Here is a 20,349-nt window from a genome sequence, read left to right on the forward strand (position 1 = left end):
ACCAACTCGTTGCGAGTATTCGTGTTTTCGGATGCTCTTTTTGTCGCGTTTTTTGCCAAAAAAGAAAGTGAGTGAATCCAAATGATCCAAGTGCAACACCTCAACAAAAGCTTCAAAGTCGCGAAACGCCAAAGTGGTTTTCGTAATGCTACCAAAGCGCTCTTTCATCGAGAGGTTTCAACGATCCCCGCTTTACAAGATATCAGCTTTACGATTCAAGAAGGAGAAATGGTCGGATACATCGGTCCGAACGGTGCCGGGAAAAGTACCACCATCAAAATCATGTGCGGTGTTTTGACACCTGATGACGGAACGTGCTTGATCAACGGGCGCGTTCCATGGAAAGAACGGATCGATCATGTCCGAGACATTGGCGTTGTCTTTGGTCAACGCAGTCAGCTCTGGTGGGATGTCCCAGTCATCGACAGTTTCGAGCTGATTCGTGATATTTATCGGGTCGATCCGCAAGTCTATCGGCAAAATCTGGAAGAGCTAGTCGCTTTGCTCGATCTAAGCGAAACATTGAAAACACCCGCCCGTTCCTTGAGTCTAGGGCAACGTATGCGCTGCGAGATTGCCGCTTCGTTGCTCCATGATCCCAAGATTTTGTTTCTAGATGAACCGACGATTGGCCTTGATGCGGTGTCTAAGATCGCAGTGCGCCAATTCATCAAAAAGCGTAATCAGGAAAAGGGAACGACTGTCATCCTAACGACCCATGACATGCAGGACATTGAAGCATTGACAGAACGCATTTTACTGATTGGTAAAGGGCAAATTTTATTAGATGGTCAATTGCCAGAGTTGAAGCAACGCTTCTCTGACGCCAAAACATTGCAGATCGATTATCTAGGAACCGCACCGACACTTCCAGCAGGCGTCACTGTGACCCAAGCAGAAATCGGGCGATTGGAACTAACGATTGATCCAAATCAGCTGACCGTGCCGCAAGCTATCACACAGCTTAGCCAGCAAGTGGAGATCACTGATCTGTCTGTTTCCAGTATCACAGCAGAAGAAATGGTTGCTAAGTTGTATAAGGAGTACCATATATGAACAAGTATCAGGCACTTTTTCGCATCCGTTTTACAAATAGTCTGCAATATCGATCGGCAGCATTCGCTGGAATGGTGACACAATTCGTTTGGGGCATGATGGAGATTTTCGCTTTTCGCGCCTTTTATCAGACCGATCCAGCTGCTTTTCCAATGACCTTTCAGCAAACCGTTTCTTATGTCTGGATGCAGCAAGCTTTCTTAGCATTGTTCATGTTATGGTTTTTTGAAAATGAGATTTTTGATGCCATAACATCAGGAACGATCGCTTACGAGTTGGCTCGTCCAATGGATCTCTATGACCGCTGGTTTTGCCAATCGGCAGCGAATCGCTGTGCAAAAGTGTTGCTGCGCTGCCTGCCTATTTTTGCTATCGCCTTTTTGCTGCCAGTGCCCTATCGTTTGGTCTTACCAGAAAATCTGATGAGCATACTGCTGTTTATGCTGTCGCTGGTTTTAAGTTTAGGCGTCGTAGTGGCTGTGTCCATGTTGATTTATATTTCGACATTCTATACCCTTTCTTCTCTCGGGGTGCGAGTTGTGATGGGGGCAATCGGTGAATTTCTCGCTGGCGCCATTATTCCGTTGCCATTTTTCCCACAGCCTTTTCGACAAATCGCTGAATTGCTGCCTTTTGCCGCGATGCAAAATGTGCCTTTGCGGATTTATAACGGGGATTTGGTTGGAAATGCGTTATGGCTGAGGCTGGGAATGCAGCTTTTTTGGTTGGTGGTATTGGTAGCTGGTGGCAAGTTTTGGATGGCTCGTGCGTTAAAACGAGTGATCGTACAGGGGGGTTGAAGATGTCTCTTTACTGGAAATATTTTAGTATCCATTTGAAAAGTCAAATGCAATATAAGGTTTCGTTCTTCTTGACGGCATTAGGCCAATTCCTTGGTTCCTTTACCGCTTTTCTAGGAATTTTGTTTATGTTTTCCCGGTTCTATCAAGTGGATGGCTTCTCATTTGAGGAAGTGCTGCTGTGCTTTGCGACAATCCTTTTTTCTTTTTCATTAGCGGAATGTTTTGCTCGCGGGTTCGACCTATTTCCGCAAATGATCGCCAATGGTGAATTTGATCGCGCATTGGTCCGGCCCCGACCGCTAGTCTTTCAAGTACTGGCTGCTAAAATGGAATTCACTCGCATTGGTCGGCTCCTGCAAGCATTGCTCTTGTTTTGCTATGTACTGCCAACAAGCGGCATTGATTGGCAGCCGATCAAAGTGCTGACTCTGACTTTGATGATTCTCTGTGGTGCCGTCTTGTTCTTTTTTCTCTTTTTGATTTATGCCGCCATTTCTTTTTTCACCCTTCAGGGATTGGAATTCATGAACATCTTTACGGACGGCGCCCGCGAATTTGGCCGTTATCCATTTAGCATCTACGGCAAACAAGTCTTGCGGATCTTGACCTATGTCATTCCAATGGCTTGGTTTCAATACTATCCCTTTTTATTTATCATTGGTCGGCTGGAGCAGCCACTGTGGGCGTTCGCTCCATTACTATGCTTGCCATTTGGTATTCCCGCCCTCTTGTTTTGGCGCTTTGGTCTGAGCAAGTATGTTTCTACCGGTTCGTAATGAAAAAGGAAGTCCTCAGTCGGGGCTTCCTTTTTTCGTAAGTCTGCGGATATTTCTTTTAAAACGATAGGATAAAAAAGTCGAGCGAGTGTACAAGTCGATCCCAATTGCCAGCCAAACACCAGCGATCCCTAAATTCAAGCTATTGCCTAACACTATCACACCTACTATTCGTATCACCCACATCCCAAACGCTGTACTATACAACGGTGTCTTGGTGTCTCCCATTCCTTGCAGCACGCCAGCTAGAATGAGACTGATCGCTAATCCTGGTTGATTGAATGCATCGATCCTCAAAGCCACCACGATTTGACGAAGTGCTTCGGGATCTTTCGTGAACAAAGCAGCTACAATCGGAGACCCAATAAATAGTCCAATCCCTAAGAGACTAAGAATAATCACACCATATTTTACAGATAAAAAAGCAATTCGTTTTGTCTCATCATAATCTTTCTTTCCTATACTCATTCCCGTCAGGGTAGCAGCAGCCGTCGCCAACCCATAGGCAGGCATATACACAAAGCTTTCAATACTGCCAGCAATGGTGTGTGCTGAATAGGTTTTGGCACCAATCGCCACGATCAGACCAAAGTACAATACCTGTCCCAAACGCATCACTAACCGCTCCAACGCTGCTGGAAAAGAAATTCGCAACAGTTCATTGAAACTACTTTTATTCAATCGAGTAAACAATGGAAAAGCAATAACAGAATGCTGTACTTTTCGATAAAGTAATATCGTACCTAACGATCTGGCAATTAATGTTCCTAACGCTGTTCCCATCACACCTAAAGCTGGAATTGGCCCTACACCAAAAATCAAGACATAATCCACTACGACATTCAATACGTTCGTAATAATACCGATTTTCATTGGTGTTTTGGTATCTCCGATTGCTCGTAGCATACTCCCCAAAATAGACATCGTTGCAATAACAATAGCTCCGCCCCCTACAATACTAAAAAATTGCAGGGAAGAATCAAGGGTTTCTTTTGTCGCTCCCATGATCGTTAAAAGCTGAGGTCCAGCTACTAAACTTACAATTCCCAGAAAAAGACCAGAGATGATTGCCAACAACAACGATTGCTTAGCGATCTGCTTTGCTTTTTCTAGGTTATTTGCGCCGATACTTCGTGAAATCAATGAAGATGTCCCAATTCCTAAAGCAATGAAAATAGCTATATATACATTCAATATTGCATTAGCTAAACCAACACCTGCAACGGCAAATAATCCGATTTTGGAAACCATCAATGAATCAATAAAGCCAACTGTCGTTTCCAAGACATTCTCCACAGTTGCTGGCAATGCCAAATGAATGATTCGCTTCTGGATTTGCATGTCTTTTGGCAAATCAGCATTTAATTTAGTCATATCCCGTCACTCAATTCAACTTGTTGTATTGGGTGATCACCCGTTTCAAGGCCTTCATTTCTTCATCCAAATCTGAACCTGCACTAACATGTATCAACGCATGATCCGCTTGGGCCTCCAAGAGGATTTGGCTGATTTTTTGAATGGCCGAACGAGCTGAGTTCAACTGGATCATGATATCCCCATAATCTTTATTAGCGACGACCATCTTTTTAATCCCAGAGACTTGCCCTTCAATTTTATTCAGGCGTTTAAGTAATTCATCTGTTTGATGTTCTTTGGCATGTGACATAGCGATTCCTCCTTTAATATAGGGGTACCCCCCACCCCTATTGTACGTAATCATTATTTCTAAGTCAAAAAGTTATGTTTAATTCTTCTATTGCTAAAGTCATTTCAACTATCTTTCCTCGGAGGTGCTACAACTCTGGTCATGAATGAGAGAAACAGACAGCAACAAACTCACTTAGTGCAACTTTTACAAGTACTGTCATATTATATAGTAATTTTACACTTTGAATATTGTTTTAAACACTATACTGTGAGAAAATCAAAGAAGAAAGATCAACTTAAAAGGAGCGAATCAACATGCAGCTATCTGAAAAGCCAGCAACTCATAAATCGCGCAAGCCAAAACGTCTTGTTTTCATCCTCCTCCCTACCCTGATTGTTGTAGTGTTGGGTCTGTTCTTGAATCACTTCAATTACTGGCCTTTTCAGGGTAGCAAAATAGCTGGTGTCCCTGATGGTCAGCTTGTTCAACTAGAAAATGAACCAGATTTGACGAGTTTGCTACTGGCATATGGTTCGCAACTAAAATTCAACACCACGGCAACCTCATTAACAGTCTATTTTGATCACTATCGCAAAGGTGAATTAAGTGCTCATGAATCAGTTGCTTCTTTGACTTATGAACAAGATGTTTCCATCAGTGGCTATTTAAACTTTGGTATTGCGGAAGAACAGAATCATTTATTGGTGAAGTTATTCTCCAATGGCGCCATGTCACAAACAGTCACCGATCTTTCCGACTATGACTTTCCCCTTACACAGGAAGACAGACAATTTGGTGCTGTGACTACTATCAAAAACGGCAAAGTGAAACTCGAGAAAAATAAAAAAGTCCCACTGCTTTATTTAGCAGAAGGAAATGATGGATTAAAAATCTATGATGATATGGCAAATAATCTAGCACCAGATAACTTGAAAACCTTGCCAAATGCCTACTTAATTTACTTGATAATTAAATAACTTAAGTTCTCATAAGAAAACTACATGGCTTTGACTATCCCCTTCAATACATTTTTAAAAGAACAAAATGAACAGCAAAATCTTAGTTGTCTCCTTTAAATCGTTTTCCTTTACTTTTTTATGCTTTTTACTTATTATTCTTTTGAAATAAGAATAAATTAAAATAAAAAAGGAGAGCAAACATGGAAAAATATCAAGTGTTTCCTGGTCAAGACTATCAGGCAAAGGTTATTGGCTTTAGTGGTTTACAAGATGTTAGCGTTATTCATGTTTACGAAAATACAGCTACAGTGTTGATTCAAGGTACTTCTGAAACAGGAGTTGCGAAACTTTGCAACTTTTCAATCAAAACTGCATCATTGGTGGGATAAAACTTTCAGAGACTGAGGAAACTGATTTTAGGTACAGGATCCCCAAGACAGAAAAAAGGCAGCCCAATTAGTGTTGCTTCGTTGAAACACCAAAATGTATAAAGTATTTTTATTTTATTTATTCAATATCTCTCTACATTATTTGCAAATAATGTTAAAATAAAAAAACAGGAGATGTATCAGGCTTCCCCCAAGAGACTCTTCCCCAAGTGCTCTTGCCTGGTACTTCTTCCTTGTTTGTTTTTCGGAACTACAGAACAATGGTAAGCCATTCTTCTACGAATTTCAAGTGGTCTTATTGCTGAGCAAAACAAAGATTTACTATTCTATTTCCCTCAAATCTCCCAATAAAAAAACATTTCTTCTACTTTTGTTGATAAATTTCCAGCTACGGAGATCTGCTGATAATCCTATCCTCGAATAAAAAAACTGCGAAGGCACTTCTTGTTGAAGCGTCCCCCACAGTCGTTATCTATGACACATTTCTCATTTTGATTTGAATCCTTCTAGTTTGGAATAGTCTCTGTATATACAGTCTTCTTTCCATACAATTCCTGTGTGATTCCTGAAAGATAATCGGCAGAGTTGGTGCTGCGAAGATTATACATTAGGAAAATCCCGTAATTTTCAGCCTTCGTCCGTTTAGCATATTGAATGCTTTGCGCTTGGTTTCTTCCTACTTCTACAGCCGCTGGTCCTAAACGGTCGGCCCCCATTCCAACAAAGTAAGGAACCTGCCAAGAGCCATAATATGGATTCCAGCTATAATCGATCGTCTTTGAAACATTTTCATTATACATTGAATTCTCGGCAGCGGGACCAATATTATATAGTGTGATCAGCTTATCTGTCCCAAGACGATTTCTCAATGCTTGAATAAGCCAAATGAATGACTGATCATTTGGTTGAGGTGTCCCATTTTTCCCGTATTCTGCATACTCATCATCAAAATCGATTCCGTCTAAACCATACGTTTTCACCACTTGTTCTAGCTCCGCAGCAAACGCATCAGCACTGGCATAATCTGTGAAATTTGCAAAACCAGCTCCTTGGTGATTTCCTAATATCGATAAGAGAACTTTTGTGCCTCGTGCTTGTAACGGTTTGATCTGGGTTTCCTTTTCGGCTAGTGTTTTTTGTACTTGCTCATTTAAATGAAGATAGGCTTGCTTTGTCGCTGGATCATAATTGATATTCGCAGCAAAAATGATCCCGATGTCGATTGCAGGTTTGTCCGTTCCGGCTAGCGTATATTTCCCAATGTTTCTAAATTCGTTGTCATTGACTTCAACATACATCACTGTTTTCGGTGTGACTTGATCGACAGCCTGAGCTTCTAAAACCGGTGCGGCCAAAGAAAAGAGACTTAAAAGAACCATCACCACAAAAGCAACTGTGAATCTTCGAGATGGTTTCACTGCTAGTTGATTCTTATTGTTCACTGTCAACGCCTCCTATAATAATCAGATATTTACACATCATTTACGAAGATTTTTTTTGCATAGAGTCTATTGTTCTGCTGCCATAAGCGCAGCTTCTTTCAATGGGTCATATTCAGGGCTGACCGCTTCTTCATACTTAGCAGCCAAAAACACTCGATTCACTTCATAATGAGAAGTGGCACGTTCGATTTGTTGACTTAATTCTTGAACTTGGCGATCGGAAAACTGGTCGTTCTTTCTAGCAAGATAATGTTTAGCAAAAGCTTGAGACTCCGCCAAAGAGTAACCTTTTGATTCCAAAATCGCCGTTTTTGTCCAGAGAAAGTCCGTCTTCAACAACTGATCGTTTCTTCCTTGGATACCATCGCGGTCAATCGCATAAAGAAACATGCCTCCAGTTTCAGTTGTACGGACATAATTTGCGACACTATAGAGATTGCTGGACTCATAAGGTTCACGGGTATCTCCCCATGTTTGATTGGTACGTTCTTCAGGAAACGAGAGACCGACTAAATACTGAGATCGTTCGATACCTGTCTTTGAGAACGTGTTGTTCCATGAAGACTCCGCCCGCGTGGCATTCGATCCATATTGCTGTGCACCCAAAAAACTGAACGCTGATGAAACAGGAGTAAATGGCTCTAGGGAAAAGATATCTACAGTATCATAAATCAGCAGTGTATCTGTGTCTGACTTCGGTCCAATATAGTGTGAGAGGGCCTCGATCACCCCATGGGCGATTTTCAGTTGACTGGTAGTATAAGTACTTTCCATATCAAAATCAAGGCCATCAATTCCTGGTGTCATATATTTATCTAAAAGCTGCTTTGCATAATCGTCAAATTCTTTTGCTGTTGGTTGGCTTTGCGTTGTAGGAACTTTCAATAGTTCGCGATAATCTAATCCTCGTACAAGCTTTGTTCCTCGCTTGTGTAATTCTGGTGCATAAACATTGGCGACTTCATCAAAAAAGACTTTACTATCTGCATCACTCACATTTGCGTGGAACACATTGACCACATCAATACCATAAGGAATATCTGTCATTCGGATCTGATTATTTTGTTCAGATGGAATACTTTGATCTCTCCATGTGCGGTAATAGACCATAAATGTTTTTTCCGATTTCTCAACAGTCGTGGCAGATCCCTCAACCCCAAACAAAAAACCACAAAGCAACAACGAACTAGCGGCAAACAATCCCAAAACGACTTTTTTCATCAACATCCATCCTTTCAGAATAAAATTTGATACACTTTATGTTAGCGCTTACTTAATGAAATATCTAGGAACAAATTATAGGTATTTCATAACAAATTAAAGATTTTTCTTTAAAGTAAAAAAAGAATGCACTAAAAAATAGCAACAAAAGAAGCCCTCTATTCTCATGAGGGCTTTCTTATCCTTTTCTTGCAAAACGGCAGTCTCCTAAAAAAGAATGGTGATTTTGATAACACATTTTTAGAGCATTGCTTAACTGCGAACAAGCAATTCAAACGGTAAAACGATTTGTTCCCTACTCCGTTCCTGGAATAGACGGAACGCTTCTTGTCCACAGAGGTGCAAATGGAATTCAACGGTTGAAAAGTTCAGTAATCGACTGATCAGTAAGTTTTCTTGACCGATAATCAGAGGTGCTTTTCTTTCCCCATATTGAGATAATATTGTCGCTGCGATTTCATCTCCATTGGTAATGATCCCGTCAACGCCCCGGTCTTTGAAAAAAACAGCCGCAGCCTCGCCATCTTCTGCTTTGATACAATCCCAAAAAATGTCCTCTTCTGAAAACCCGGGAAAGAGCTCCTTTGCTTTAGCGATCGTATTGATCGAATTACAGCTGAGTCGTTTGCTGCGGCCAAGAGTCAAGCCTAACCGTTTAACGCCTTGTTCTTTAAGATAAAGGATGCTGGCTGTCACTGAGCCAACTTGATCGATCGTTACAAATGGGACATCCGTTCCGCTGGCATCTTCGCAAAAAACGATAGGGCCATTTTCAAGATAGGGGCGAAATGTCTCAATATGGTTGGCACGAGTGATGACAATCAATCCATCGAACCCTTTGGCAGCGAACTCTTCTAAATAGTCCTTCTCCAAGGCTTTATCGAAATTAGTTGGTAAAAGCGTCACCTTATATTGTTGCGCAAATGCTTCTTCCATAATGCCGTTTAGTATTCTATCGAAGAAGGGATGGTTGACAAATGGTACGATGACTCCCACATTGAATGTTTTTCCTGAGCTTAGTTTCTGAGCGATCTTATTCGGCTTATAGTTCAGTTCTTTCATCATGGCTAAAATGGTTTGACGCTTTTGTTCTTCCACATACGGATGGCCGTTGATAACCCGGGAAACCGTAGTGATGGAATAACCAGTCATTCTTGCAATATCTCGAATCGTTGCCATAAACAGTTGCTCCTTATGCTATGTATTTTCACTGCTGCTTTATCTTCCTCTGTCTAGTTGTAGTCTACCATAAAAGGAATATAAAGACAGATTGTGGGGATGAAAAGAAAGATTTCTCTACCATAAGTGATAAACAAACAACCCGAAGTAGTTCTCCCTACTTCGGGTTGTTGATTACTCTTCTTCATTCCTATCTCATTTTTTCTACAAAGGCTTTTATAGAAGGATTTTGGCAGCCAGCGTCAAAACATTCCAAAAAACGTGGGGTTAACGCGGTGCGAACCAAAGCTGGATCCAGTGCTTTCAAACCTGACAGTAGTGGTTTTGCCATCACCTGTTTTACTTCATTCAATATTTCTGCATTGTGATTTTGTGATGCTTTCCGTTCTTTAGGATACCCATTTCCTTTGTTAGAACCAAAAGCACGGTCGAAGATTGTTTCCAGGTTTAGCTCTGCGCCCCAGCCGAATCCTTTAGCATAAGGCAAAGACAGGGCATTACCATTATTGATTTGCAAAAAAAGATATGCGTCGGTTGGTTCGATACAATACCCGCATATCACACCGGGATAGGCATTTAGAGACATTAATGCGCCTTGTCCAGTGCCGCAGCCAGTCACAATAAAATCAATCGCTCCTGAATCAAGCAGCAGTGCCGCTTGAATACCTAAATGAATATAAGTCAAACGTGGATTGTCTTTGCTGTAAGCTTCTGGCAGATCTTCTGATAATAAAGGTTCACTCATGCCAACATTATAAACCTCATGACCATATTTGTTGCCGATTGTTGTCAATTCATTTAGGATAATTGGATTCTTTGCTGCCTGACTAAATTCGTTCAAAAGTGCGATTTTCATTCTTTTCCACCTCATTTATTTTTAAAAAAAGATAATTGAAAGCTGCCAAAGCGTTTTTTTTCGTTTTAAAAGCGGCCATTAGTGAGTCGTTTTCTGTGAAATCGGTTAATTCCCGATAAAAATGTTTGTTCTGTCTAATTTCAATCGGGGTCTGCATTCTAGTGGCCAGTAAAAAGACCGTGTCCACCATTTCATCCTCGTACCAAAGAATTGGTTCATTCAAAACCATTATTGCTACTTTAGGTTCAAATACTTCTGTCATACTTCCATGTGGAATCGCTGTATGATGACCGATACAGGTAGTTGTCTTTTGTTCCCTTTTCCAAACCGTCAGATAGAAATTTGGCGATACAAACCCTAAACTTTCTAGTTGATTGGATAAAAATGTCACGACTTCTTCTTTGTTTGTATATGTTTGATTTACGAAGATCAATCTTGGATCCAGCAACGGCTTGGATGCATCGGAAAAAATAGAGATTGATCCAGGTACAATTCCCCAACGAGAAAGAGCCGTTCGAATATTCACAAGATCTTTGTTTGAAGGAAGATAAGAAATCGGAACTGCAGTGACCGAATCTACTGGAACCATCGTTAAATAAAGGACATCTTTTCTGGTAGAGTCAATTTCTTCTTCTCGTATAATATGAATCTCTTTGATTTCTGGAATATTTTTTTTAATATATTCAGTGGCAAACAAACTTTGGGAACGGCCTCGATCCGTTACTAAATAAGCATCAACTTGACTTTGATTTCTCAATATAGCGGCTTCGATATACAAAACGATGTAAGCAATCTCATCTTCGGTTAACTGTACATTATAGTAGTCCTCAAATAATTGACTTGTTGACCAAACGCTCAAAAAGACGCGACCATAGAGTTTTTTCAAGTCTCGGGTCAATTCAGATGAATTTTTGTGCCCGTATTTCATTCGAAAAATAGCAGAACGAAGATGGTTTGTCAGTTCTTCTTCCAAAATTTTGTCTTCCGTCAATGGCTGTTGCAAAATTTCTGAAATAGATGAAATGATTGTATGAACAAATTCAAGCAAATCGTTATCATACTGATTTTTTAAATTAGTGAGTGCTGCCGAATCCTTCCAGCGCAATTTATTTGATACAAGAATTTCCGCAGTAAGTATTCTTTTATCTACCTCATTGAATGTTCCAAATCCTCTTTTTTCTAATCCACGATAAAGGGTTTCAACAAAACTATATTCATTGGTGTATTCTCTTTCAAAATCATCAATCGTTGGCATATCAGAGGCATAAGAAAATCTTCCAACGCTCAAAATCAGCATGATTCGTATTTTGATAAATGAGGTATTAGAAAATTTGATTTTCCAATCACTTTCTGCTTTTCGAATAATCTCAGAGATTTCTTCAACAGATATTCCTCTGGCAAATCGTTGCAAAACAACAGTTTGTTTTTCATCTTCTTGCAGAAGGATCGCATCTCGAATCGCTACCCGTTTTGAATATTCATCACCTACCAAAGTAAGTCCTTTTCCGGGAATCGTTTGAATCATAATATGATGATCAGCAAACCATTCTTTCACATGACTCATTAGTTTTCTGAAAGTAGGTATACTGACATATAATTTTTCAGCTAATTCTACTTGAGTGATAAAGTGATTACTCGCCCTTTCCAACAGCAAACAAATTAATGTCCATTCATCATTTTGGGAAATTCCTTCAGGTATAGAAAAATCACTAAAATGTTTTAATAACTGGTTTTGTTTATTTGGATAGAGAACAAATAAGATCCCTCTACCAGGCTTCGTATCAATTCGTCCAAGTTTATTTTCTACCAACAAATCATCGATTTGGGCGATTTTCCTCCGAATCGATTTTTCAGATTTGCCAACATATTCAGCTATTTTTTTGATAGAGGTCTCCGGATTTTTCTGAAGAAAACGTAAGATCTCTCTCTTTACTAATTTGTCTTTTATCAAATCCAAAGCCCTCCTATCAGATTCTGCCTTTCATCAACTATTCATGACCCGTGTAAGTAACCTCGCCAAAAATATAACGATCCTTTGAGCCGATTACCTCAATGTAATCTTTCACAAATTGCTTGACTCCTGCTTCAGCAGCCATACATAAATGCATATAATCCGTTTGCTCGTCTTTTTTTAGTTCTCTCATCATGGCTTCTTTTGCAACAGTGAACGCATCTGTAGCCACATTGATTTTATTGATTCCTAAAGAAACTGCTTTTCTTAAATTGGCTTTCCCGCAACCACTTCCTCCATGAAGCACTAATGGCATCTGCAACGTTTCTTTTAACTCTGCTAAACGCTCAAAGTCTAGTTGTGGTATTTTCCCTTTGGGGTAGTTGCCATGTGCGGTACCAATCGCAACAGCTAGAGCATCAACATCTGTTTTTTGAACAAAGTGTAATGCTTGTTCAGGATTTGTGTAAAGATCCATATTTGCATCATCTTCGTTCAGCGCTTGTCCTACATGTCCTAATTCTGCTTCAACAGAACAGCCAACGCTATGTGCAAGACTGCAGACCATTGCCGTCTTTTGCAAGTTTTCTTCATAAGACAGGCTTGAACCGTCAAACATGACATTTGTAAAGCCTTGATTGATACATTCAGCAATGACTTGGAAGTCCATGCCGTGATCTAGATTCAACGCAACAGGAATAGTAACTCTGGCTGCCAGTTCCTTGATCAATGGAATCATTTCTTCTTTATGTGCATGATTTTTCATTTGACCAGGACCGAATTGAATGATGATCGGTGAACGCTGTTCTGCGGCTGCTTCGATTCCTGCACGCGCCATTTCAATATTGATACTATTCATCGCCATCACACCATAATAATTTTTATTGGCATCTTCTAAAATTGATTTCATACTTACTAACATTGTTGTACCCCTCTTCTTCATATGATCGCGTTTCTTATTCTTCTAAAGTAATGTCAAAATCGAAATCGTCTGTTTCACTGTTTTCTACTGTTTCAGTTTCTGCTACCGTTTCACGTTTGATGACCGCATAGACAACGCCGGTAACAACTGAACCGATTACCAGAGCTACAACGAACATTAATGGATTCGTCATCATTGGTATCACAAAAATACCGCCATGAGCCGCAACTGATTCCACGCCAGATCCTACCGCTATTGCTCCAGCAGTTGCAGATCCTAAGACGGAGCTGATGATGAAACGAACTGGATCTGCTGCCGCAAATGGCAGTACACCTTCGGTTATAAAACATAATCCCATTGGAAAAGCAGCTTTAGCGGTATCGATTTGTGCTTGTGCAAATTTTTTTTTGGCTAACAAAGTGGCAATGAATGCCCCGATTGGCGGTGTCATCCCTCCAACTAGTTTAGCCGCCATTGGACCGTTGATTCCATCTGCTCCTAATGCATTGGCTGCCAGTGAAGCAGTTTTATTGATAGGCCCGCCTAAATCAAATCCCATGCAGGCACCGATTACCCCACCAATCACAGACTTTGCTCCGCCATTCAGCGCAATGATCCATTGTTGGAATCTATCCATAATGAAAGCTAACGGTGGCGAGAAAATCATTAGAAACAACATCCCACTAACTAAAGTAACTATTACTGGGATAACCAAGACCGGCATCAAGCCTTGCATCCAACTTGGTACTTTCCATTTTTTCACCCAGTTCACACCATAACCAATCACAAAAGCGACCAGCAAGCCCCCTAAAAATCCGGCTTTTGTTTCATTAGCGGTATATCCTAAAATAAGTGCTGGTACAATAGCTGGCCGTCCAGCAATGGAATAGGCGGTGCCAGCAGCCATAACCGCAACCGCAAAGGCCATTGCATAGGAACTCAGCTTGTTGACTCCCCACCAAAAACCTGTCCACGTATAAGGATCCATCTCAGAAAACGGCGTGACTCCCGGTTGAACTAAATCTCCAATATTGTATCCGCCAAACCCTTTTGCTAGTGCCCCCAAAATACCACCGGCTACAATGATCGGAATCATATACGAAATTCCTGTCATTACGTGTTTCTTTACCTCAAATTTCCCCTTCATGTATGCTACTCCTTTCCTTGATCATAAGCCTAATTTTTCATGAATTTTCTTGATTACACCTTCTGGTGATTTCATGATCATTGCTATGGGAATGTCAATGACTTTTTTCCCTTTGAATCGTTCCCGAGATACGCCAATATCCGTAGCTAGCAACACGATATCTGCTTCACGAATATCTTTTTCAGTTAATTCATTTTCTACCCCAATCGAACCTTGCGTCTCAATTTTCACATCATCCCCAGCTTTTATGGCAGCTTTCTCAATTTTTTCCTTTGCAATATACGTATGCGCGATTCCTGCTGTACAAGCAGTGATTCCAACTATTTTCATTTTCTTCCTCCTTAAATCTTTAATCGATCGATAACCTCATCAACTGAGTGGGTTATTTTTAATCGATTTAATAGTTCATCATCACTTAATTTTGCTGCAACCTTACTCAACAATTGCAGGTGTAATTTTGCACCAGATACATCGTCCGGAACCGCAAACAAAAAGAAAAAATTAACTGGTTGATTATCGTAAGATTCCCAGTGGATCATTTTGTTTGTTTTACCGATTGCGATTCCAGCTCGCATGACCGAATCTGATTTCCCATGGGGAATTGCCACGTTATTCCCCATTCCTGTGATCCCTTCTGCCTCACGCTCGTATACAGAGGCAATAAAATCGTCAAGTTTGCTGAGATAATTTTCTTTGTACAATAGAGTAGCTAATTCACGAATCACTTCGTCTTTTGTGCTGGCTTTCATATTTAGATCAATAACATTCCGATCAAATATTGTTTGATTTTCATTGACTGTTTCCATTCTTTCGCTCCTTCCATCTCTTATTACACTAAGAATAACAGAAAAAAAGAAAGCGCTTTTAAAGAAATTGGGAAAAGCATTGTGGAATTTTTTTCTTTGCTGTTCAATCATGACTTTCAGATAATTAGACCTGGGCATTTATAAGTAAAAAAATTTATAGATAAAAATAAAAGCCCAAAATTTTTTGGGCTTTTCGGGTTAGTAGATTTCTAATATTATAAAATTAATTATTGATGGAGAAGAACATAAGCCAAGGAAATAGGTACCCTAAGTATAATAGTATAATTCTAAGCCTTATTTGCTCTTTCCTTAAACACATACATCCAGCCCGTTAGGCTAATCACTAAACTGGCTAAAACAAGCCAAAACCCGGAATCAATGGTGATTCTCCCCTCTGCAACTAGCTTCTGTGAACCAATGACCATGTCGCGGCAGTAAAGAAACGTACCTCCTGCACCGATAAAAAGAAAGACGCTCAAGATAGTATAGACTTCTCCCTTCCTTGCATTGTGTCCAAAAAAACTGCCACTCAACATTTGATAGCCTACTATCACACTACCTACGATCCCCATGAGGAAAAACGCAAAATCACTAGGATTACTGAAAAAACCCGGCATAGTAAATAATAATATAAATCCAACTTTCAATCCCCACTTATAGCTATTGCTTTTCAACTGATTCTGCCGTTCATCATAAGACTCTTTTTCCATTCTACTCACTGATCGAAGAAGTAATCCATACAAGAGATAAAAGCCAAGAATAAATAAGACTCCAATAAACCAATAGCCTACCCAGGTAAAGAAAATCAAATTTGCTGCTACCCACAGCACGTGTAATACTTTCTCAAAAATACTTGCCCACTTGTTTTTCATTCGTTTGTGCCTCCAGTCAATTTAAACAGCTCCTCCACTGATAATTTAAAATAATGAGCAATCCGTAATGCCAACTCTAATGAAGGATTGTATTTGTGGGTTTCGATGGCGTTGATCGTTTGACGAGAAACGCCCATAATCGCTGCTAATTCGCCTTGTGATAATCCTTGTTCCTCACGTATGCTTCTTAAACGATTGATGACTGGCATCTTCTCACTCCTGTCAAGTTTCCTTTACATAGAAGTTACCATATTTCACAGCTTGTGTAAAGGTTCCTTTACATTTCCGATTTTCGATAAAATCCAATCTATCCTCCAAATACAAACTTATTCCTTCAAATGTTAGATATAGCCCCTCATTAGTAACAAAATAACTTATCATTCTATTTTGACAATATAATCTGTTAAAATGAATGAATCCCACCTATAAAAAATTGATTGGAGTGTACGAGATGAAGAAAGTATTAATCGCTCTTTTTTCCGTCGGTGCAATTTTAGGACTGTCAATCCATTTCTTTGGACTACAGATCGGACTCGCACTTTTTAATAAACCGATCTATATGATTCCACCTTCCGTCTATCGATTAACAAAAGATGCATTAACAATTATGGAGAATTATGGAGTATATGCAAAAGAGACCGGATTTGAGAAAGAAATACCAAACTATCTAGCTCAAGTCAAAAAAGACGATACGTTTGATGATGTTGTGCCCATGCTCAATGAAGCCATAAAGGAAGCTGGTGGTGATCATTCAGCTATTATTGAAGTCCAAGAGGATAAAGCGCCACTTTTCAATCCAGCTCTGCTTACTTTCCCTAGAATCTTGGCAGAAGACAACATTGTGACCCTCATTTTGCCTTCATTTCCTGCTAGTGATGAAGAAAATGTGCACATTTACGTTACTACAGCACTCGAACAACTTTCCAAGATATCTGATCCAAAAGGTGTCATTATTGATCTACGAGGGAATACCGGTGGCAATATGATGCCTATGTTAGGGGCATGCGCTCCTTTCTTTAAAGAAGGTAAACTATTCGAATTTACTTCTCCTAACAAAAAAATCCCCGTCTTCAAGAAAGACGGGAAAATATGTTTTGAAGAAGATAATTTAAGTCTACCAACTAACTTAAACTTTCATCACTTGCCTATTGCTGTCTTAACAGATCATCAGACTGCTAGTTCAGCTGAAGTTCTACTGGTTGCTCTTTTAGGACAAGACCATGTTTCCTCTTTTGGAGAAGAAACAGCTGGTTATGCCACAGGGGTTTCAATGATTCCTCTTTATGGAAAATACGCTTTGTCCTTAGCAGGTGCAAAAATCAAAGGTTCCAATGGGATACTGTATGAAGAAAAGCCAATTCTTCCTGATGTCATAACTGACCACCCGGAAGATGCTGCACTAAAATGGCTTAAGTCCATTCATTAACCAACAATTTGAGAAAATCCTTACTAAAGATACTTTTTTTCCTTAGATTCTGATCTACTCTATCTCAGCGCCTTCACTAGCGCTGTTTTCAAGTTAGGATTTTTGAAGGACACCTTTTTTAGCATAGCGCCGAAAAACACGATGAACCAGTTCACTCGCTAATCGTTGGATAAAGACGGAATAGTTGAGTAATGCGACCAACAAAATCAAATTGATATAGGTCGTATTGCCGAGATTAAATAGATCTCTTCCGACAATCAATGCGATAAAGTAGAGAAGCTGTGTGCCGAAGAAGACAAATGTTCGGTACTTGCTGTTTGGCGGATAAATTTTCCGCTGGATCAAAATGTAATTCCATGCAGTAAAAATCACACACATGATCGATAAAGCTTGACCACTGCTGCCGAACAAGTGCCCGATATTAATAATAAGTAATGTTCCAATTGCGATTGACAGCGAAGCCGGGAAGGCATTTTTGAAAATAGTAGACAAAAAGGCGCCTTTGATCCGATTGAAATCCGGTTCGAAATTCAACAAAAAGGTAGGAATGCCTACAAAACAAGCATTGATGATCGTAAGTTGGATCGGTTCAAAAGGATAAGCGGTCCCCGATAACAGTGTTCCCATAGTGATCAAGATGGAGAAAAGCACTTGAACCAAAACGAGCGACCCTGAGCGGGTAATATTATTGATGACTCTTCTCCCTTCATCCAGTACCGAAGGCAGCGCCGAAAACTGGTTTTCCAGCAGAACTAAATTTGCCACTTGTCTTGCTGCATCGACTCCTGATGCCATTGCGATCGAGCAATCGGCTTCTTTAAGAGCTAGGACATCGTTGACCCCATCTCCTGTCATAGCAACCGTATGATTCATTTCTTTTAAATAAATCACCATTTCTTTTTTTTGCTGTGGAGTCACTCTACCAAAGATCTGATAGTTGCCGACTGCCTCTTTCAGTTCTTCGGAGGTAAGCGTCGAAACATCGATATAATCAGACGCTCCGGGAAGATTGACTTTTTTGGCGATTTGACTAACCGTGACCGGATCATCGCCAGAAATGATCTTGCACTGAATGGCTTGGGATCTGAAATACTCTAGAGTAGCTTTGGCATCTGATCGGACCGTATCCGATAATAAGAAAAATCCTAAAGGTTCAATCGTTGCAGGTAACTCATGATTTTCGCAAATCTGAGGGCTATGTGCCAATACAATGACCCGATACCCTTGTTCAGCCAGCGCTCGTTCTTGTTTTAAAACAGGGGCATGCTCGTTGGACAAAAGAATAGAGGCCGCACCAATAAAGTAGGTCCCTTTTCCTTCAAAAGAAACACAACTGAATTTTCGTTCCGAAGAAAAAGGCACGACATGCTGCATCGCATACGTTTCCTTCTCTGGAAAGAAGTCTCTTAATGCCATGGCCGTTGGGTTCTTGTCCGGTAAATGTGCCAGTAGATTTTGCGTGATCTCTGTCATTTCTTCTTCTGAGGTAAAAGGGATCACTTTCTCTACTGTCATTTGTCCTTCTGTGATCGTTCCCGTTTTATCTAAGCAAAGAACATCCACTCGTGCTAACGCATCGATACAGTTAAGCTCTTGCACCAAGACTTTTTTTCGTGCCAGATAGACGGCACTGATGGTTAAGGTCACACTCGTCAGTAAAAATAATCCTTCTGGAAACATTCCTACAGCTGCGGCGACAGTTCGCAAAATGGCTTTGTTGAAAGAGGCATGTGTAATAAAATATTGTTTAAGGAATAACAACGTACACAATGGAATCAGAATCATACTGATCCAGTGAATGACTTTGTTCAGACTTCCTTGAATCAAGTATTTTTGTCGCTTGATCGTTTTCGCTTCCTTATTGATTTTTTCAATATAATTTTCTTCGCCGACGTGGATGACTTGGCAAAGGGCCTCACCGGCTGTGACAAAGCTGCCTGAAAACAGTTCAGCATCAGGTTCTTTACTGATGCTATCCATTTCTCCTGTCAATAGCGATTCATTCACTTCCAATGAACCTTCGATGACCTTGGCATCTGCCGGAACTTGGTCACCATTCTTCAATAACAGAATGTCATCTAGGACTAATTTATGGATCGGCAATGTTTCTAAATTGCCATCACGATACACATTGACTTTGGCAACTTTTAACAGCGCCAGTTTATCAAGGGTTCGCTTCGAACGGATTTCTTGAAACATGTTAATGATCACATTACTAAAAACGACAAAAACGAATAAGCCATTCTGATAAGAACCAGTTAATGCCACTAAGAAAAAGAGGAGGCTGTTGATCAAATTAAAAAAAGTAAAAACATTTGTAAAAATGATTTTCGGATACGAATTCGTCTTATCTTTCTTTGATTTGTTGACTTCTCCCCGTTGAATCCGTGCTTTTACCTCTGCTGAGGTTAATCCATGTTTGTTTTCGATGATGTCTCACCCTTTCTTCTTATCATTTGTCATACTCTCATTCCATCTTACGTAAGAATGGCTGGTTAATCTATAGGACTTCCGGTTGGTTTTTGCGGAACTTTTATTTTTTATAGTCTAAAGAATAATTTATCCTCTCATAAAAGATGACCTAATTGTGTAAAATATAGCATAATATGCTGCTGCTTGGCGTTTCATTTTTGTCACTTCACTGTCACGCTTTGGCATAATGTTCCTTTCTGACCTCGTTTGTTTAGTACTTGAACATTCAGCAACCTTGTTCTATCAACGATACTCGTAATCCCTTTCTGCTAAAATAAATAACTAGAGAGGTATCATCTTTTTTGCGGGTTGTTTTTTATCTTTAGAAATTCTAAAGGGTTGGAATGAAAGTTAAAAGAACACGCTTCGACAAAAAAGGCTCAAAAACTTTGATAAAAAGTTTTTGAGCCTTTAATGATTTCCG

The 20,349-nt window shown here is 40.0% G+C and carries 20 protein-coding genes; 6 read left to right on the forward strand and 14 right to left on the reverse strand.

What is annotated here, in order from left to right; translation table 11 throughout:
• Positions 1 to 81: 81 nt before the first annotated feature.
• The 3 genes from HED61_RS15285 to HED61_RS15295 are packed head-to-tail and all read left to right on the forward strand — an operon-like array spanning position 82 to position 2,635.
• A complete protein-coding gene (locus HED61_RS15285; RefSeq protein ID WP_195957378.1) occupies positions 82 to 1,056 on the forward strand; it encodes an ABC transporter ATP-binding protein in 975 nt (324 codons plus the stop codon).
• Positions 1,053 to 1,856, forward strand: a complete 804-nt coding sequence (locus HED61_RS15290) for an ABC transporter permease (RefSeq protein ID WP_219645118.1) — start codon at positions 1,053 to 1,055, stop codon at positions 1,854 to 1,856. Before HED61_RS15285 ends, HED61_RS15290 begins: the two co-directional genes overlap by 4 nt.
• A gap of 2 nt (positions 1,857 to 1,858) precedes the next feature.
• On the forward strand, positions 1,859 to 2,635 hold the full coding sequence (locus tag HED61_RS15295; RefSeq protein ID WP_219645117.1) for an ABC transporter permease: 777 nt from the start codon (positions 1,859 to 1,861) through the stop codon (positions 2,633 to 2,635).
• 15 nt (positions 2,636 to 2,650) lie between these two features.
• Here HED61_RS15295 and HED61_RS15300 read toward each other — a convergent pair whose 3' ends face one another.
• Both HED61_RS15300 and HED61_RS15305 read right to left on the reverse strand, forming a co-directional pair.
• Positions 2,651 to 4,009: an MATE family efflux transporter gene (locus HED61_RS15300; RefSeq protein ID WP_171917312.1), complete on the reverse strand. Its 1,359-nt coding sequence runs from the start codon at positions 4,007 to 4,009 to the stop codon at positions 2,651 to 2,653.
• A gap of 10 nt (positions 4,010 to 4,019) precedes the next feature.
• Complete coding sequence (locus HED61_RS15305; RefSeq protein WP_138371188.1) at positions 4,020 to 4,301, reverse strand: metal-sensitive transcriptional regulator; 282 nt, start codon at positions 4,299 to 4,301, stop codon at positions 4,020 to 4,022.
• A gap of 296 nt (positions 4,302 to 4,597) precedes the next feature.
• Here HED61_RS15305 and HED61_RS15310 point away from each other — a divergent pair, with 296 nt between their 5' ends.
• Positions 4,598 to 5,260: a hypothetical protein gene (locus tag HED61_RS15310; RefSeq protein WP_219645116.1), complete on the forward strand. Its 663-nt coding sequence runs from the start codon at positions 4,598 to 4,600 to the stop codon at positions 5,258 to 5,260.
• Between the two features lie 182 nt (positions 5,261 to 5,442).
• Entirely contained in the window at positions 5,443 to 5,631 is a 189-nt protein-coding gene (locus tag HED61_RS15315; RefSeq protein ID WP_003125527.1) for a hypothetical protein, read from the forward strand.
• 506 nt (positions 5,632 to 6,137) lie between these two features.
• Here HED61_RS15315 and HED61_RS15320 read toward each other — a convergent pair.
• From HED61_RS15320 to HED61_RS15370, 11 genes are all read right to left on the reverse strand, one after another.
• Positions 6,138 to 7,010 carry an endo-beta-N-acetylglucosaminidase H gene (locus tag HED61_RS15320; RefSeq protein WP_373368158.1) on the reverse strand — a complete coding sequence of 291 codons (873 nt, stop codon included), beginning with the start codon at positions 7,008 to 7,010 and terminating at the stop codon, positions 6,138 to 6,140.
• A gap of 129 nt (positions 7,011 to 7,139) precedes the next feature.
• Positions 7,140 to 8,294, reverse strand: a complete 1,155-nt coding sequence (locus HED61_RS15325) for an EndoS/ChiA family endoglycosidase (protein ID WP_230322295.1) — start codon at positions 8,292 to 8,294, stop codon at positions 7,140 to 7,142.
• Between the two features lie 252 nt (positions 8,295 to 8,546).
• Positions 8,547 to 9,473: a LacI family DNA-binding transcriptional regulator gene (locus tag HED61_RS15330; RefSeq protein ID WP_103300173.1), complete on the reverse strand. Its 927-nt coding sequence runs from the start codon at positions 9,471 to 9,473 to the stop codon at positions 8,547 to 8,549.
• 190 nt (positions 9,474 to 9,663) lie between these two features.
• Positions 9,664 to 10,329, reverse strand: coding sequence for an RpiB/LacA/LacB family sugar-phosphate isomerase (locus HED61_RS15335; RefSeq protein ID WP_113849285.1), 666 nt, complete (start codon positions 10,327 to 10,329; stop codon positions 9,664 to 9,666).
• Positions 10,301 to 12,280 carry a BglG family transcription antiterminator gene (locus HED61_RS15340; RefSeq protein ID WP_225585869.1) on the reverse strand — a complete coding sequence of 660 codons (1,980 nt, stop codon included), beginning with the start codon at positions 12,278 to 12,280 and terminating at the stop codon, positions 10,301 to 10,303. Before HED61_RS15340 ends, HED61_RS15335 begins: the two co-directional genes overlap by 29 nt.
• A 37-nt stretch (positions 12,281 to 12,317) precedes the next feature.
• The gene (locus tag HED61_RS15345) at positions 12,318 to 13,202 is read right to left on the reverse strand and encodes a class II fructose-bisphosphate aldolase (protein ID WP_029486417.1); all 885 of its coding nucleotides are present in this window, start codon (positions 13,200 to 13,202) and stop codon (positions 12,318 to 12,320) included.
• Positions 13,203 to 13,236: 34 nt separating this feature from the next.
• Positions 13,237 to 14,349, reverse strand: coding sequence for a PTS fructose transporter subunit IIC (locus HED61_RS15350; protein ID WP_103300171.1), 1,113 nt, complete (start codon positions 14,347 to 14,349; stop codon positions 13,237 to 13,239).
• Positions 14,350 to 14,370: 21 nt separating this feature from the next.
• Positions 14,371 to 14,679 (reverse strand): PTS fructose transporter subunit IIB, encoded by a 309-nt coding sequence (locus HED61_RS15355; RefSeq protein WP_103300170.1) that lies wholly within the window; start codon positions 14,677 to 14,679, stop codon positions 14,371 to 14,373.
• A gap of 11 nt (positions 14,680 to 14,690) precedes the next feature.
• Positions 14,691 to 15,155 carry a PTS sugar transporter subunit IIA gene (locus HED61_RS15360; protein WP_005470450.1) on the reverse strand — a complete coding sequence of 155 codons (465 nt, stop codon included), beginning with the start codon at positions 15,153 to 15,155 and terminating at the stop codon, positions 14,691 to 14,693.
• Positions 15,156 to 15,442: 287 nt separating this feature from the next.
• Positions 15,443 to 16,027, reverse strand: a complete 585-nt coding sequence (locus HED61_RS15365; protein WP_219645114.1) for a hypothetical protein — start codon at positions 16,025 to 16,027, stop codon at positions 15,443 to 15,445.
• A complete protein-coding gene (locus tag HED61_RS15370; protein WP_003125516.1) occupies positions 16,024 to 16,236 on the reverse strand; it encodes a helix-turn-helix transcriptional regulator in 213 nt (70 codons plus the stop codon). The genes HED61_RS15365 and HED61_RS15370 overlap by 4 nt, the downstream gene beginning before the upstream one ends.
• 242 nt (positions 16,237 to 16,478) lie before the next feature.
• Here HED61_RS15370 and HED61_RS15375 point away from each other — a divergent pair, with 242 nt between their 5' ends.
• Entirely contained in the window at positions 16,479 to 17,453 is a 975-nt protein-coding gene (locus HED61_RS15375; RefSeq protein WP_219645113.1) for a S41 family peptidase, read from the forward strand.
• Positions 17,454 to 17,546: 93 nt separating this feature from the next.
• Here HED61_RS15375 and HED61_RS15380 read toward each other — a convergent pair whose 3' ends face one another.
• On the reverse strand, positions 17,547 to 19,886 hold the full coding sequence (locus tag HED61_RS15380) for an HAD-IC family P-type ATPase (RefSeq protein WP_219645177.1): 2,340 nt from the start codon (positions 19,884 to 19,886) through the stop codon (positions 17,547 to 17,549).
• Positions 19,887 to 20,349 lie beyond the last annotated feature (463 nt).

The sequence above is a fragment of the Enterococcus gallinarum genome, from assembly GCF_021496385.1.
Classification (GTDB): domain Bacteria; phylum Bacillota; class Bacilli; order Lactobacillales; family Enterococcaceae; genus Enterococcus_D; species Enterococcus_D gallinarum.

What these genes read in the sequence shown, in the direction of transcription:
- HED61_RS15285 (WP_195957378.1), top strand. Translation starts at nt 82, where the DNA reads ATGATCCAAGTGCAACACCTCAACAAAAGCTTCAAAGTCGCGAAACGC.
- HED61_RS15290 (WP_219645118.1), top strand. Translation starts at nt 1,053, where the DNA reads ATGAACAAGTATCAGGCACTTTTTCGCATCCGTTTTACAAATAGTCTG.
- HED61_RS15295 (WP_219645117.1), top strand. Translation starts at nt 1,859, where the DNA reads ATGTCTCTTTACTGGAAATATTTTAGTATCCATTTGAAAAGTCAAATG.
- HED61_RS15300 (WP_171917312.1), bottom strand. Translation starts at nt 4,009, where the DNA reads ATGACTAAATTAAATGCTGATTTGCCAAAAGACATGCAAATCCAGAAG.
- HED61_RS15305 (WP_138371188.1), bottom strand. Translation starts at nt 4,301, where the DNA reads ATGTCACATGCCAAAGAACATCAAACAGATGAATTACTTAAACGCCTG.
- HED61_RS15310 (WP_219645116.1), top strand. Translation starts at nt 4,598, where the DNA reads ATGCAGCTATCTGAAAAGCCAGCAACTCATAAATCGCGCAAGCCAAAA.
- HED61_RS15315 (WP_003125527.1), top strand. Translation starts at nt 5,443, where the DNA reads ATGGAAAAATATCAAGTGTTTCCTGGTCAAGACTATCAGGCAAAGGTT.
- HED61_RS15320 (WP_373368158.1), bottom strand. Translation starts at nt 7,010, where the DNA reads ATGGTTCTTTTAAGTCTCTTTTCTTTGGCCGCACCGGTTTTAGAAGCT.
- HED61_RS15325 (WP_230322295.1), bottom strand. Translation starts at nt 8,294, where the DNA reads ATGAAAAAAGTCGTTTTGGGATTGTTTGCCGCTAGTTCGTTGTTGCTT.
- HED61_RS15330 (WP_103300173.1), bottom strand. Translation starts at nt 9,473, where the DNA reads ATGGCAACGATTCGAGATATTGCAAGAATGACTGGTTATTCCATCACT.
- HED61_RS15335 (WP_113849285.1), bottom strand. Translation starts at nt 10,329, where the DNA reads ATGAAAATCGCACTTTTGAACGAATTTAGTCAGGCAGCAAAGAATCCA.
- HED61_RS15345 (WP_029486417.1), bottom strand. Translation starts at nt 13,202, where the DNA reads ATGTTAGTAAGTATGAAATCAATTTTAGAAGATGCCAATAAAAATTAT.
- HED61_RS15350 (WP_103300171.1), bottom strand. Translation starts at nt 14,349, where the DNA reads ATGAAGGGGAAATTTGAGGTAAAGAAACACGTAATGACAGGAATTTCG.
- HED61_RS15355 (WP_103300170.1), bottom strand. Translation starts at nt 14,679, where the DNA reads ATGAAAATAGTTGGAATCACTGCTTGTACAGCAGGAATCGCGCATACG.
- HED61_RS15360 (WP_005470450.1), bottom strand. Translation starts at nt 15,155, where the DNA reads ATGGAAACAGTCAATGAAAATCAAACAATATTTGATCGGAATGTTATT.
- HED61_RS15365 (WP_219645114.1), bottom strand. Translation starts at nt 16,027, where the DNA reads ATGAAAAACAAGTGGGCAAGTATTTTTGAGAAAGTATTACACGTGCTG.
- HED61_RS15370 (WP_003125516.1), bottom strand. Translation starts at nt 16,236, where the DNA reads ATGCCAGTCATCAATCGTTTAAGAAGCATACGTGAGGAACAAGGATTA.
- HED61_RS15375 (WP_219645113.1), top strand. Translation starts at nt 16,479, where the DNA reads ATGAAGAAAGTATTAATCGCTCTTTTTTCCGTCGGTGCAATTTTAGGA.